The sequence below is a fragment of the Gottfriedia sp. S16(2024) genome (genome assembly GCF_050473765.1).
Lineage (GTDB): Bacteria > Bacillota > Bacilli > Bacillales > Bacillaceae_G > Gottfriedia.
Map to the genome: position 1 here is coordinate 681,261 of NZ_JBFLUO010000001.1, position 14,848 is coordinate 696,108.

13 protein-coding genes and 1 pseudogene are annotated in these 14,848 nt (G+C 33.0%); 3 read left to right on the forward strand and 11 right to left on the reverse strand.

Going from position 1 to position 14,848, the window contains the following annotated elements; genetic code table 11:
• Nucleotides 1–3: 3 nt before the first annotated feature.
• Nucleotides 4–864, reverse strand: a complete 861-nt coding sequence (locus AB1282_RS03260; protein ID WP_429898437.1) for a DNA-3-methyladenine glycosylase family protein — start codon at nucleotides 862–864, stop codon at nucleotides 4–6.
• A gap of 550 nt (nucleotides 865–1,414) precedes the next feature.
• Here AB1282_RS03260 and AB1282_RS03265 point away from each other — a divergent pair.
• Entirely contained in the window at nucleotides 1,415–4,144 is a 2,730-nt protein-coding gene (locus tag AB1282_RS03265) for a bifunctional glycosyltransferase/CDP-glycerol:glycerophosphate glycerophosphotransferase (protein ID WP_429898438.1), read from the forward strand.
• Nucleotides 4,145–4,254: 110 nt separating this feature from the next.
• Here the strand turns inward: AB1282_RS03265 and pdaA are convergent, their stop codons facing one another.
• From pdaA to AB1282_RS03285, 4 genes are all read right to left on the reverse strand, one after another.
• Nucleotides 4,255–5,055 carry a delta-lactam-biosynthetic de-N-acetylase gene (pdaA, locus tag AB1282_RS03270; protein WP_429898439.1) on the reverse strand — a complete coding sequence of 267 codons (801 nt, stop codon included), beginning with the start codon at nucleotides 5,053–5,055 and terminating at the stop codon, nucleotides 4,255–4,257.
• A 273-nt stretch (nucleotides 5,056–5,328) separates the two neighbouring features.
• Entirely contained in the window at nucleotides 5,329–5,718 is a 390-nt protein-coding gene (locus AB1282_RS03275; RefSeq protein WP_429898440.1) for a hypothetical protein, read from the reverse strand.
• A 123-nt stretch (nucleotides 5,719–5,841) separates the two neighbouring features.
• Nucleotides 5,842–7,365 carry a fumarate hydratase gene (locus AB1282_RS03280; protein ID WP_056465266.1) on the reverse strand — a complete coding sequence of 508 codons (1,524 nt, stop codon included), beginning with the start codon at nucleotides 7,363–7,365 and terminating at the stop codon, nucleotides 5,842–5,844.
• 191 nt (nucleotides 7,366–7,556) lie between these two features.
• Complete coding sequence (locus tag AB1282_RS03285; RefSeq protein WP_088013361.1) at nucleotides 7,557–7,727, reverse strand: SE1561 family protein; 171 nt, start codon at nucleotides 7,725–7,727, stop codon at nucleotides 7,557–7,559.
• A gap of 199 nt (nucleotides 7,728–7,926) precedes the next feature.
• Between AB1282_RS03285 and yfkAB the strand changes: the two genes are divergently transcribed.
• A complete protein-coding gene (gene yfkAB, locus AB1282_RS03290; protein ID WP_429898441.1) occupies nucleotides 7,927–9,054 on the forward strand; it encodes a radical SAM/CxCxxxxC motif protein YfkAB in 1,128 nt (375 codons plus the stop codon).
• Between the two features lie 104 nt (nucleotides 9,055–9,158).
• Here yfkAB and AB1282_RS03295 read toward each other — a convergent pair whose 3' ends face one another.
• The 3 genes from AB1282_RS03295 to cax form a co-directional block, all read right to left on the reverse strand.
• Nucleotides 9,159–9,962: a YfkD famly protein gene (locus tag AB1282_RS03295; RefSeq protein WP_056465269.1), complete on the reverse strand. Its 804-nt coding sequence runs from the start codon at nucleotides 9,960–9,962 to the stop codon at nucleotides 9,159–9,161.
• 96 nt (nucleotides 9,963–10,058) lie between these two features.
• Nucleotides 10,059–10,661, reverse strand: a complete 603-nt coding sequence (locus tag AB1282_RS03300; RefSeq protein ID WP_286131512.1) for a YczE/YyaS/YitT family protein — start codon at nucleotides 10,659–10,661, stop codon at nucleotides 10,059–10,061.
• Nucleotides 10,662–10,686: 25 nt separating this feature from the next.
• The gene (gene cax / locus AB1282_RS03305; RefSeq protein WP_056465271.1) at nucleotides 10,687–11,745 is read right to left on the reverse strand and encodes a calcium/proton exchanger; all 1,059 of its coding nucleotides are present in this window, start codon (nucleotides 11,743–11,745) and stop codon (nucleotides 10,687–10,689) included.
• 258 nt (nucleotides 11,746–12,003) lie between these two features.
• Between cax and AB1282_RS03310 the strand changes: the two genes are divergently transcribed.
• Nucleotides 12,004–12,414: a pyridoxamine 5'-phosphate oxidase family protein gene (locus AB1282_RS03310; RefSeq protein WP_056465273.1), complete on the forward strand. Its 411-nt coding sequence runs from the start codon at nucleotides 12,004–12,006 to the stop codon at nucleotides 12,412–12,414.
• 85 nt (nucleotides 12,415–12,499) lie between these two features.
• Here the strand turns inward: AB1282_RS03310 and AB1282_RS03315 are convergent, their stop codons facing one another.
• The 3 genes and pseudogenes from AB1282_RS03315 to tagH all read right to left on the reverse strand — a co-directional run.
• Entirely contained in the window at nucleotides 12,500–13,015 is a 516-nt protein-coding gene (locus AB1282_RS03315; protein WP_429898442.1) for a VanZ family protein, read from the reverse strand.
• Between the two features lie 10 nt (nucleotides 13,016–13,025).
• The gene (galU, locus tag AB1282_RS03320; RefSeq protein WP_056465277.1) at nucleotides 13,026–13,919 is read right to left on the reverse strand and encodes a UTP--glucose-1-phosphate uridylyltransferase GalU; all 894 of its coding nucleotides are present in this window, start codon (nucleotides 13,917–13,919) and stop codon (nucleotides 13,026–13,028) included.
• Between the two features lie 161 nt (nucleotides 13,920–14,080).
• Nucleotides 14,081–14,845 (reverse strand): annotated as a pseudogene (gene tagH / locus AB1282_RS03325) (teichoic acids export ABC transporter ATP-binding subunit TagH); the annotation flags it as partial.
• Between the last annotated feature and the right edge of the window lie 3 nt (nucleotides 14,846–14,848).

Consider the following 14,848-nt stretch of genomic DNA (forward strand, 5'->3'; position numbering starts at 1 on the left):
CCATTATTCTATGCTCTTCCAAAGATAAAGGGCAGCGTAGCTTCCAAACGGGGAAACCTGCTCTTTTACATAATCCATTATTTCTTTCGAAGGCTTTTCATCTAAATTTAAAAGCTTTTGAAGTGCAATTTGAATTCCAACATCACCAACCGGAAAAATATCTCTTCGACCTAAACCAAATAATAAAAAGTTTTCAACTGTCCAAGGACCGACTCCCTTAAGCTTGATTAACTCCTTTGAAATTTCCTCTGATGATATTGTTCGATAATCTTGATGACTTAAAACTCCCTCACTCCAAGCTTTAGCAATTCCAATCATATATTCAGCTTTTCTAGTACTAAGCTGCAAATCTCTTAACTCATCTATTGTTAAATTAGCAATTATTTCAGGTGATGGAAAAAACCACGAATTACCAATTCTTTCACCATACATTCGAACAAATCGTTTTGTTACTTGGATTGCAAATGTACGCTGTATTTGTTGATGAATAATACATGTAATTAAACAGGCAAAAGGATCATTAGAAACGGTTATTGGTGTATGTCCAAAAAGGTCTATTAGAGGAGAAATTGTAGTTTGTCTTAAATGATGATGTAGTTCGTCAAATTCTGTTTGCCATTGTAAAATAGTCGCAACTTCTTCGAGAATTTTCTCTTTATTTTCATGTTCACTAATGACTTCAAACTGAACCGGAGCATCATTTATTTTCTTAACTTTTACAACTGCTTGATCCCCATCAATATAAAGTGGAATGCTTAACCGCTTTTCAGCAGAATGCACTGTAAACGTTGGCTCATGCTCTAATCTCTTTAAAACTTCTTCCCATTGATATGGTGTTTCTAAAGCAACCTCTTCCTTCCACATTCTCCCGTTCCTCCTTAATTACTCTGAAGTGTATTATAGCATAACAAGTACCGCTTAAGTAAATTTGTGTGAAACGCAAAAAAACTAGAGAATGATCTCTAGTTAAGTTGTGCATAAAATCTAATTTTCAGACTGATTGCAAGCGTTTGTCAACAGTCTGAGAAATGCAAAAAAAGCTTGGGGACTAGTCAAGCTTTCTTTGACACAATAAATTTTAAGGGAATGGGGAAACTTTCAAGTCCAATTAGGTTTCAAAACTGATCAAATATCGCTACAGCGGTGTGGATATTTGCTATACTTAAATGATAACGATTATCATTTTCAAAGTCAAGTGTTAGATAAAAATAATTTACTTTTTACAGCTACTTCCTCAAAACTATTATTCCCCTTTACTCTCCTCTATCTCAAAATATCTCGGTAAATAATTGGAAATAATACAAGTACGATACCTACTTACCATTCGTAAATTCTGTTCTTTCGAAGACGCATTAGGTTATAATTTATGATAAACTATTTAATTGAAAGTAGAGACTAGTGAGGTAAGACTATTATGGAAAAAGCCAAAGTTAGTGTAGTCGTTGTTGCACATAATCATGAAGATGTCTTAAAAGATTGCCTAAACAGTTTACAAGGTCAATCATTAACTGATATTGAAATAATTATTATAGACAACGGTTCATCTGATAATAGTAAAGAAATAATTGAGGAATATTCGAATTCACATAAAAATTTTCGCTCCATACCATTAGAGCTAATGACAAAAAACAAAGCACGTAACATAGGTTTACATGAAGCTACTGGAGAGTTTGTGGCATTTATCGATGCGGATGATCTTGTTAATCCATCAGCCTATGAAAATTTATATAACAGTGCAATAAAAGATCATACTGATATTGCTTTAGGAAATATCCAATTATTCAATGGTACAAGAAAATGGGAGCACCATGAATTAAAATCAATCATAAAAAAAGATTTACCAACATTACGAGAGTTCCATAAACATCCGGAACTTCTGTTAAATCCTTCTATTAAAAACATGATTATTAAAAGAAGTTTATTAAACGATAATCAATTGCAATTCAATGAGTCTTTAACAGAACAGCAAGATTTATTATTTACCCAGCAATCTTTTATTTGTTCAAATAAAGTTTACGTAACTTCAGATATCGTAATTAAAGTGAGAGATTTAACGAACAGTGATGTCATTAAACAAACTAGTACGTTAGAATTTTTTGATAACCTTCTTGTTACTCAAACAGAATTAATAAACTATTATAATCTGAAAGATATCACCTCTCATTATTCACATGTAGAGAAAAAATTATGGGATTATTATTTAACGTCTTTACTGACTAAGGCTTACTATTTCCCTTCTGAACAGTACAATGAACTTTTAAGGATTTCATCGGATTTTGCTAAAAACTTGTCTAAAAATCTAATGGAAAATAATATTTCTAAAATTAGTAAAGTATTTTATACAGTTTTTCTAAATCAAAATCCAGAAGAATTTCATTTATTGATGACTCTATTATCAGATCGAACCTTACAAAAAGGTGCAGTGATGATAGAGGGAAAATATTATCATTATTTTGCAAAGTATTTTCCAAAATATAAAGAGTACCTAGAAATTAAGGAATTTAATTTACATCAAAAAATTGAAATCCTTTCGTTACGAGGTGACCGCTTGCAAGTTGGTGGCTTCGCATTTATCGAGGAAATTAATAATTTAGATTCTATTAAGGAATTACAGTTTAAAAACAAATCAAATGGTCAACTCATTACAGTTACACTCGAAACTCTTGAGCGTTCTGATTTGTCCTATCTTTTCTCAAAAAATAGTATCAATTATAGCGATGGTGGCTATAAAACAACTACAATTGAGCTAAGTAAAATATTACCTGATGGCGATTATGAAGTGTTTATTTCAGTAAAAGTTGGAGATATTTCATTAAGAAAACCACTTCATATTTTCTATTTTTCAACGAAGGCAAATTCAAAACCAGCAACAACTAAAACACACAGTATCGTACCTTATTTTCCAAAGAAAAATTTACACATTCGAATCAAAAAAACAGGCTTACTCGGAAAATTAAAAACAAAGATCCAAAAATCATTCCGTGATATCGTTTATGAATTTGGGTTACTTGTCCTAAGAAGAGAATGGAAATCATTCCTCATTTTTTACCTATACCGTTTAACCCAAAGATACTATCGAAATAAGCATATTTGGTTAATTGGAGAACGAAAAGATACGGCACAAGATAATTCATATCACTTATTCAAGTACATTCAAAAAAATAAAGTAAGAGATAACTGTTATTATTTGATTGATAAAAAGGCAAAGGATTACGAATATATAAAGGAATTCGGAAACATTGTACAATATGGAAGTTTAAAGCACACACTTTACTTGTTAACTTGTGATAAAACAATTAATGCCTATTCAGAGCGTGCAAACATGTACACTCACGAGTACTTACAAGTTTTAAAATGCCATCCTGAGTGGCAGCAAAATCAAAAAATCCTTATTCAACATGGTGTTATTGGAGTTAGTCGTGTAAATCATGTACTGAATAAAAATCGAATGGGCTATTCACTCTTTATCGTTTCATCTGATTTTGAAAAAGATCATATCGTTAACGAATTCGGCTATGCTGAAAATGAAGTGGCCGTTACTGGATTGGCTAGATGGGATGCGCTTGAAAATACAGGGAATGGGAAAACCATTTTAATCATGCCAACGTGGAGAAACTGGAATAAAAGTACTCAGCAATTAATGAACTCTGAATACTTTAACCGTTATTTCTCTTTACTAAGTAATCCTGAATTACATCAAATACTAGAAAAAAATGATTTAAATATCATTTTCTATCCGCACTACCAAACTCAAATTTATATGAAGGATGTTCCGGATTTCCATAAAAGAATAAAAACGATCCGTCAAGGTGAAGAAACTGTCCAATCACTATTAAAAAGATCAGATTTATTAATCACTGATTATTCAACAGTTTCATTCGATTTTTCATATATGGAAAAACCAGTTATTTTCTATCAGTTTGACTATAAGCGATTTTATTATGAGCATTACAACCAAGGACCAATTACACAAGAACTACTTTTTGGTGAAGTTGTAACTGAAGAAGAGCAAGTTCTTAACGGAATAAAAAAATTCGCTAATAAAGATCAACAATTCCTAGAAAATACAGTGGAAAATCCATTTGTAATCAAAACACCTAAGCAACATGCTAAACTAAACTATGAAGCAATCGCAAACCGTTAAAGAAAACTCTAAAATTGGCTACTACTGAGAGTACGACTCCTTGCTGCCAAATAAAGAATAAAAAAGCTAATGATTTAAGCAGTTAATAAAACTACTTAATCATTAGCTTTTTATTTTTTAGGTACATAAAAGTTCGGATCAAATCCGCTTCGTTCCATCATTAATTCATCTAAACTTCTAAAATGATACCCACGTTTATGTAAGCCAGTAATAATTTCATCCATCGCTTCTGCATTATCCTTCGATACAGTATGCATTAATATAACTGCTCCAGGATGAATCATTTTCATTACATTATCATAAGCATATTTCCAACCTCTTTGTTGATCAACCTTCCAATCAACATATGCCAATGACCAGAAAATATTTTCATATCCTTGTTTATTAACTAGTTGTAAAGTACGTTCGCTAAATACACCTCTTGCAGGTCTGAAATATTTCATATCCGATCGGCCAGTTAATTCCTGGTATGCCATTTTAACTTGTTCCAATTCCTCAACAATCTTTTGATCACCAATCGTTGTCATATCAGGATGACTCCATGAATGGTTTCCGACTATATGCCCTTCATTAACCATTCGTTTCACTAATTCAGGATTTTCCTTAATATAATGACCTGTTATAAAAAAAGTCCCATGAACACCATGCTTCTTTAAAACATCCAAAAACTTTGGTGTATAGCCATTTTCATACCCATTGTCAAAAGTTAGATAAACATCTTTTTTTGTAGTATCCCCTAAATACACTGACCCCGTATTTGATACCAATTTATTAAGTTGCTCACCAGCATCAGGTGGAGTCTCATTTTTCGCAGGAACAATCCCCCAACCATGTGGCGTATTACTATAAGCAAATGTAGTACTAGGATATACTAAGAAAAAAGTAAGAATATATACAATTATTTTTTTCAATTCATTCACCTCACTTAAAAATAGTATCTGTTAAAAATAGTATCTGTAAATAATTTAGAAATATGAAAAGAATTGGTGCGCTTTTGAAATAAAACTAACATTTTCTAACATGGATTTTTGATCAAAAGGAGATGCTTGTTTGACTGGATGTGTTTTTCGATTTAACCTGAACTTTTTTGAACTTAGGACCATTAATTTACCCTAAAATTAGACTTTTTCTTCATGATTTAACTACTTATTTGCACGTTAGAGAAGCTTATTTGCTATTTTCATTTATTTATTTGCAGATATGCCATTTTTATTTGCTGTTTTCGTATTTTTAATTGCTATTATGCTATTTTTAATTGCAGTTTTCGTATTTTTATTTGCAGTTTCGTTCTTATTTGCAGAGTTAAAACGTTTATTTGCCCTTATCATATTTTTATTTGCAGCTCTCATTCCTTTATTTGCAGTATTAGAACGCTTATTTGCAGCACAGTTCTTATTTGCAGTATTAGAACGTTTATTTGCTCTTATTACATTTTTATTTGCAGATATGCCATTTTTATTTGCTGTTTTCGTATTTTTAATTGCAGATATGCTATTTTTAATTGCAGTTTTCGTATTTTTATTTGCAGTTCTATTCTTATTTGCAGAATTAAAACGCTTATTTGCACTTATCACATTTTTATTTGCACCTCTCACTCATTTATTTGCACATCTCATTCTTTTTTGTAACCCTATAAGTACTCTACCCATCAAAAAAAGCAATGCCATAAAAATGACATTGCCCTAAAAACTCAATTATTAAAATACCTTCTCAGCCATAGTAGCTAATTTCTCAAGTGAACTCTTATCTACATCTTTATGCAGCGAATTACCATGAGAATCCATTGTTACAACTGCTTTGAAGTCTTCAACTTGTAAGTGCCACATAGCTTCAGGAATACCAAACTCTAGGTAGTTTACGTCTTTTACTTCTTTAATACATTGTGAGTAGTATTGTGCTGCTCCACCGATTGCATTTAAATAAACGCCGCCGTGCTCTTCTAGAGCTTTTAATGTTTTAGCACCCATTCCGCCTTTACCGATTACAGCGCGAATGCCGAATTTTTTCATGATATCGCCTTGGTATGGCTCCTCACGAATACTTGTAGTTGGACCAGCTGCTTTAATGTGATATTTGCCTTCTTCGTCTTTTAATACTACAGGTCCACAGTGGTAAATAATTTGTCCATTTAAATCTACTGGACAATCGTGGTCTTTTAAATGATGGTGGATTGCGTCGCGTCCTGTGTACATCATGCCACTAATTGAAACTACATCTCCAACTTTTAAATCACGAATTTGTTCTTCTGTAATTGGAGCTACTAATTTCACTTCGCGAGGTGCTTCAGTTGTTTCATCAGTTTCATTTGTAAAGCTAATTTCTTCGCCTTCCTTATATAACCATTCTGAAATATCACCAGTTTCAGGATTGATTTTCATTCCTAAACGGCGGAATGCCCAGCAGTTATACGCTACTGATACGAAGAAGCTCGCAGGTAGACGGTTCATCACACCGATTTTACAGCCAAGTAGCGTTGTTTCTCCACCAAAGCCCATTGTTCCTACGCCTAGCTTGTTAGCATTTTCCAAAATGTAATCTTCCATTGCTTTAAGCTCTGGAATTGAATTTTCATCATCAGATAAACGGAATAATTGATCCTTTGCAAGCTCATAACCGCTAGTACGGTCTCCACCAATACCAACTCCGATGAAACCTGCGCTACAGCCTTGTCCTTGTGCTTGGTATACGCTGTGTAAAATACATTTACGGATACCATCTAAATCACGACCTGCTTTTCCAAGTCCTTCAAGTTCGCATGGTAAGCTGTATTGGATGTTTTTATTTTCACATCCGCCACCTTTTAAGATTAAGCGAATATCGATATAGTCACCCTCGTGTTGTTCAAATTTAACAACAGGAGTACCTGGTCCTAAGTTATTTCCGCTGTTTTTACCAAATAAAGAATCTACAGAGTTAGAACGAAGCTTACCATCTTTTGTAGCTTGTTCAATTGCAGCATAAATTGCTTCTTTTATCACAAGTTGGTTTACCCCAACTGGTGTTTTCACTTTAAAAGTTGGCATACCAGTATCTTGGCAAATCGGTGAAACATCACCTTCTGCCATCATTATATTGTTTGTAATCGTTTCCAATGCGATGGCACTTCTTGTACCCGCAGTTTCACTTGCTTTAGCTTGTCTGATTGCTTTACGTACGTCTTTTGGTAAATTTGTTGATGTTTCGACAATTAATTGATAAATACTTTCCTGTATGTGTTGCATTCATGCTCCCCCTTAAAACCCTTTATAAAAATACTGAATGTTCCCCTCTTCATTATAATACAATTTTTAATAAACGGAATAAAAAAAGCCCTTCAGAATTAGTTTCTGATTTGGGCAAATATTTAGCTACTTCTTTTGATCACAATTAAACTATGTTCTCGTTCCAATAAAAAAAGCCCATTATAATGGACTCAATCTGGGCGATTTACTTCACGACATTTACTTTCTAAGTCATCTAAAACTGATAATAATTGATCTAGTTCTTCTAAGCTCACTTCTTCAGCTTCTAATGATTCGATTGTTTCCATTACTGAATTAAAACGTTCTTTAATATAAGATAATTGTTCAACTGTGTTTGACATGAAATGATCGTCCTTTCTAATACAATTATAGTTTATATTATACCCTTCTTCTCCTATATATCGTAAACTTTCGACATTTTTTTATATTTTAGGAATTTATTTCTATACAACGCTTAACTTTCTTTCTTATAATAGTTGAGGAAAATTAATTTAGTCTAATACTTATGGATGCAGTTATTGTATCTAAAGGAGTAATCACATGAAAAAATTATTACAACAAATAACACCTACATATGATCCTTGGGAAGCATATTTAGATGTTGAAGAGTATGGTAAGAACATACTTACAAATGTAGAGTTTACGACTACGACTATTTGTAATATGCGCTGTGAGCATTGTGCAGTCGGATATACTTTACAACCAAAGGATCCAAATCCACTACCTATTGAGCTAGTATTAAACCGCTTAGAAGAGATTGAAAAGCTACGTTGTATTAGTATCACTGGTGGAGAACCGATGCTTTCAAATAAAATGTTGAACGGTTATGTTGTGCCTTTATTGAAATATGCACATGAACGTGGAGTTCGTACGCAAATTAATTCAAATCTGACATTAGATTTTGAAAGATACGAAAAAATAATTCCTTATTTAGACGTGCTACATATCTCTCATAACTGGGGAACTGTTGATGAATTTGTAGAAGCAGGATTTGCGATGATGGATCGTAAGCCGACATATGCGCAGCGTGCGAAATTATTCGAAAACATGATTGAAAACAGCCGACGCCTTGCTGATGCTGGAGTTATGGTATCCGCTGAAACAATGTTAAACAAACGTACTCTTCCATACTTAGAAAAAATCCATCGTCAAATCATAGAAGAAATGAAATGTCAGAGACACGAAATTCACCCTATGTATGCCAGCGATTTCGCTAGTACATTAGAAGTCCTGACAAAACCAGAGCTTCGCGAAGCAATTTCAACTTTACTTGATGTACGTGATGAAAATATTTGGATGCTATTTGGTACTCTACCATTTTATCCATGTAGCGATGATCAAAACGATTTAGACATCATTCAGAGATTATATAATAGTAAAAATGTAACATTACGAAATGACCCTGATGGTCGTTCTCGCTTAAATGTAAATGTATTTGATGGTAGCATCATCGTTACTGACTTTGGTGATGTACCTCATCTTGGAAATATTCAAACCCATACATTACAAGAAGCATATGATACTTGGACATTATCAAAAACAGCAAAAGAACTTAGCTGTCATTGCCCAGCAGTTAAATGCTTAGGACCTAATATTCTTGTAAAAAACAGCTATTATCCTGAAACTGATTTTTCGAATAGAAGTACTAAGATTTTAAAAGGAAATTAAATCCCTAAAAAAGAACATGTCATATTGATGGCATGTTTTTTTATGTACTTTTTTTCAAACACAAAAAACCACAAGGAAAATAATCTACCTTGTGGATTTCTCAATTATCTAGGGTGTGGAGAAGCAAAATAACCAAATGAAACATAATCCTGAACAGGAATCCATGCACCTACACCTTGTGATACTACATTTTTAACTTGTAGAGTTCTTTTATTCCCTTTTAAGATTAAGTACACTTCTCCAAATGTAACTTTCCCTTTTTCATTAACTGCAGGAGCATAAGCATATAAATAGCCGAGTTGCTTTGGAGGAACATTATATACTCTTTCGTTTTTAGTTCCAGCTCCAACTACTGTTTGGAATGCTAGTGGAAGAGTTGTTTTTTCTGATGCATCATGCATCATTAAATTAATCACGTCATCCGAATTTCTTACTTTAGCAGTTAAGCCACCTTTAACAATCTGTTGCGAATTTTGATAGTATTTTATTCGTTTGTACGCTCTTTCTCCTCTATTATCTAGAAAGTTTGTATTAATTTTTTTATATTGCCAATTAATTGTTGTCTCATTTGACTCGTAATTTAATGGCCAAACACCTAAGAAAATTTTCGCATTATAGCCTATTGCAAATGGTGCTTTACTGACATAGGATTCATTAAACATACGAATGAGATTTGGATTCTCAATTTTGACATTTGATGAATTTAACAACTGCTTAGCTAATCCCCCTGGTTGAAGTTCTGGAAGGTCCTGAGTTGGATTAGGGTAAGTATTCTCTTTTGTCACATTTGCAGCCGAACGTGGGACTTTAATATCTGAATTAGCTGCAAAAGTTGTTTGTCCATTATTTAAAGAAATAATTAAAATAGCTATAGTAATAAGAACGAATGGCTTAAACCATTTAGACATATTCATGCCCCTTTCACAAATAAGGAAATTATTACTCTTAGCATGAACATTTTATGTAAATATATGTATTCCTTAAAATGAAAATTTTGCTATGAACTAAAGCTTACTATATAGTTTCTCAATTGGACCTCTTAACTTCTGCAAAATAGGGCCAATACTGAATGTAATTAAGACGGTTCCGATTCCAATTGGACCTTGTAGTAGAAATGCCAATATTAAAGCAAACACTTCACCAATCGTTTTTGCGACTCCTAAACTTACCCCGAACCGCTTATTGAGCGATATCATTAAATCGTCTATTGGACTTAAAGGAAACTTTGCTTGCAAATAAATCGCAATACCAATTGTCATACTTAAAATGGCTAGTACTAATTGAATATATCTAGTGACCATATTTGAATCAAATAAATGCTCCGACTCTACAGTTAGCCAAAAATCTAAAAATCGTCCAATTAAAATAAACGTAATCGCTGCAAGCCAATCCGGTCTTTTCTTTTGTAAAAAAGCATTTACAAACAATAGTACGGATGAGTTAATGATAATCCAATTTCCAACAGATAAGCCAAAGGTTTTCGACTCTCCAACTGCTAATGCATCCCATGCACTAGCTCCTAGGCCAGCTTTAATCGCTAAACTGATTCCTAAAGTTAAAAATAGTAATCCAATTAAATAAAATAGAACTCTTATTATTATTTTCAAGTATTACCACCTTCAACTTTCGTTTTTATAATAAATAGAACCCAATCCCCATAATGAAATAAGCTGCTAATAATGTTAACCCTTCAAACCAGTTTGTATCTCCATCATTCATAATGGCAATTGTTAAAAATACGGAAGTGATCATGGAAATTAATTCAGGCATAGAAAATATTAATGGCATTCTTTCCCCTATAAACAATGAACAAATCACTAATACCGGTGCTACGAACATAGCAATTTGTAATGATGAACCAACAGCAATTTCTACTGAAACCCCTACTTTATTTTTATATGCCATTACAATTGCAGATGCATGCTCAGCCGCGTTACCAACGATTGCAACAACGATGATACCGATAAATAATTCAGTCCATCCGAACTTATCTCCGACTGTTGTAAACGTGTGAACTAGCTTCTCTGAAACATATCCAACCGCTACAGTAGCTAACGCTAAAACAATCATGGCTTTCCCTGTTCCCCACTCAGCTTCTTCATGCTCTTCTACGATTTCTTGATTTTTAGCTACGTAAACCCCTCGATGTGTAACTAATTTAAAGTAAAGTGCTGCTAAGTATAAAACCATTAAAACAATCGAAACGCCTACACTAAGTGTCATCTTATCATTTGCAGTCATTTTAACTGAAAAAATTTCAGGAATAACAAAGGCTAGTACGACCGCAAAGATCAACAATCCTGAATTATGTCTCGCATCGTAAACATTGAAGCTTTGGCGTTTATATTTTAATCCACCAATAAAAAAGGATAGTCCACCTACTAAAAGTAAGTTTCCTATTACAGAACCAGTTAATGATGCTAAAACTACTTCCGATAAACCATTTTGTAATGCAAAAATCGCGATAATTAACTCTACCGCATTCCCGAATGTCGCATTTAAAAGTCCCCCAATTCTTGGGCCAGCTGCAATCGCTAAACTTTCAGTAGCTCTTCCCATAATGCCAGCTAATGCAATAATCGTTAAACAGAAAATGATAAATAATAAAATCTCGCTCCAATGCATCAAGCTGCCGATTACCGATAATGGTACACCGATAAATGTAACAATAAAAAATAAACGATGAGCCATAAAAACCTCCTAAATAAATATCCTTATAAATATCATATGCAAAAGACTTAAAAAAATAGGTTTAAATGTAAAACAATTAACAAACACTTAAAGTGTTGTTGGCTAAATGATTTCGATCACTTGGATAAAAGTTTCCTTTTCACCTATATTGCTCAGGAGGATTATAACCTCGAGAAATAGAATTACTTATGTTGGAGATTCGGTTGGTAGAATAAATTTCTACCTTCCCTTCTTCTGAACTAGGAGGGAGTTAAAAAAATGATTCAACAAAATATTATGAAAGTACTTAAAGCGAAACAATTAGGTCTATTTACAACCATTCGTGAAGACTTTCCGCATAGTTGTTATATGGTATTTTTCTTTAAAGGCTTAACGCCTTATATCGCTACAAATAAGAATTCACAAAAAGTAGAAGATATAAAAAATAATCCAAATGTACATATACTTCTTGGCCATGATGGTGACCGATTAGACGATAACTTTGTTGAGATGTTTGCAAGAGCTGAAGTGATTGAAAATGCAAGTCCTGAAGAGAAAGTATGGACAGAAGAATTGTCTAGATGGCTTGAAGGTCCCGAAGATCCTAACTATGTATTGATTCAAATGAATCCAGTTAAAATCGGGTATGTAGAGAAAGCAGGTACAGAACCTACTTTTATAAAGCTGTGAAAAACGAAATCTTATCTAATTGAATTTAGATAAGATTTTTTGTTGTACTTCAAAAAATTATTTCATACAAAAAAAATCCATTCGATTAAACTCGAATGGATTTTTGAACTTTTGCTTTAAGTTTCTTATTTATTAATAGAAATAAACATGCCCCTACTAGAGCACCAATTGAATCAATTACTACGTCTTGAACTAACGGAGTTCGGTTTGCAGTAAAGGATTGGTGAAATTCATCTGAAGCTGCATAAAGGATTGAAAAAATTACGCCTACGAAATAGGCTCTTTTTACATAGAGCTTTGCTAATCTTGTAGCAAAAAAGCAAAGTAAGAGATAGATTGAGAAATGGGATAGTTTACGAATAAAGAATTCTGTAAATCCTGCTACTCCAAGTTCTTTTATACTTACTTCATGTCCAGCGTAGTTAAAATGGACAAAGGTGAAATGTTTCATTAGATCATATAAAAATGTAAAATGATTTATTTCTGGTCTTATATCTTGTTTTTCATATGGTGTTGCCGATGAATAAAAGATAATGCCAGCTATAAGGATCACAGGTATCCAATAGTTAATAAATGTTTTAAAAGGACTAGAATTTTTCATTCTATTTGATCTATTGGTCTAATTCATTAATTTTTTGTTTTAAGTAGTCTAATAAGTCATCTCTTAAATCATCACGTTGAAGTGCAAAGTCGATCGATGTTGTAATAAATCCTAATTTTTCACCAACATCATAGCGCTTACCTTCAAAGTCGTATGCAAATACTCGTTGAATTTTATTCAGCTTTTGAATTGCGTCTGTTAATTGGATTTCTCCACCAGCTCCAATTTCTTGTTCTTCTAGGAATTCAAAAATTTCAGGAGTTAATAAATAACGGCCCATAATTGCTAAGTTTGATGGTTGAGTTCCTTTTGCTGGTTTTTCAACAAAATTGCGCACTTGATAAAGTCGTCCATCTTTCTCAACCGGGTCAACAATACCATAACGATACGCTTCATCTTCAGGAACTTCTTGCACACCGATTACTGATGAATGAGTTAACTCGTACTGCTGAATTAATTGTTCAACACCTGGTACTTCAGCTTGAATAATATCATCACCAAGTAGTACAGCAAATGGCTCATCTCCAATAAATTTACGAGCGCACCATACAGCATGTCCTAATCCTCTTGGCTCTTTTTGTCTAATATAATGAATCTCTACTTTTGAAGACTCTTGTACTCTTTCAAGTATGTCAAATTTCTTTTTTTCTAATAGATTTTGTTCTAATTCGAATGAAATATCAAAATGGTCCTCGATTGCACGTTTACCTTTACCAGTTACGATAATAATGTCTTCAATACCAGCTTCAATTGCTTCTTCAATAATATATTGAATTGTCGGTTTGTCTACGATTGGTAACATTTCTTTTGGCATTGCTTTTGTAGCCGGTAAGAAACGAGTACCTAATCCCGCTGCTGGGATAATGGCTTTACGTACTTTTTTTACTTTGTTATTATTTTCCACAATAATCACCTAATATTTTTTATAGTCTATATTAATCAAGTTTAAGCCTTTAATCATCACTCAAGTGAATAATAAAGTATTTCACATATATAATGCAAGGAAACCTAAGCTTTTCAAACTTAGGTATCCCATAAACTATTTAATTAATTATAATGCATATTTTTTTCACGATCTTTTGTACGTTCTTCAGTAGATAATTTATTGTACTCAGTAAGGAACTTTTGATAGTTATCGCATACAGGACTAATGTCTCCATACTCTACCACTTTTCCGTAATGAATCCATAATCCTTTTGTACAAAAATCTCTTACTTGACCTAATGAATGACTAATAAAGAAGATTGTTTTTCCTTGTTCTTTAAAATCATTCATTTTATCTAAGCAACGTTTTGTAAATGTTGGGTCACCAACAGATAATGCTTCGTCAATTACCATAATGTCTGGATCAATATTTACGGAAATTGCGAATCCTAATCTTGATCTCATACCGCTTGAATATGATTTAACTGGTTGGTTAATAAACTTACCAATTTCAGCAAACTCAATAATGTCAGGCGTAATTTTTTCAATTTGTTTTACCGTTAGACCCATCATTAAACCTTTAAGTCTAATATTTTCTAAACCAGTTAGTCGATTATCTAAACCAGCTTGAATCGCAATTAGTGAAGCAACACCATTTACTTCGACTTCACCTTCATTTGGCATTGTCACACCCGCAATTAAGTTTGACATGGTACTTTTACCAGATCCATTTAATCCAATGATCCCTACGATTTCACCTTGTTCAACCTCGAAGGATACATCTTTAAGGGCATGAAAGAATTCGCCACCTTTACCGCCAAAGAATAAATCCTTTAGCTTGTCGGTCGGCTTACTATACATTTTAAACTTTTTTGTAACATTTTTAAAAATAACTTTTTTTGTCATTGT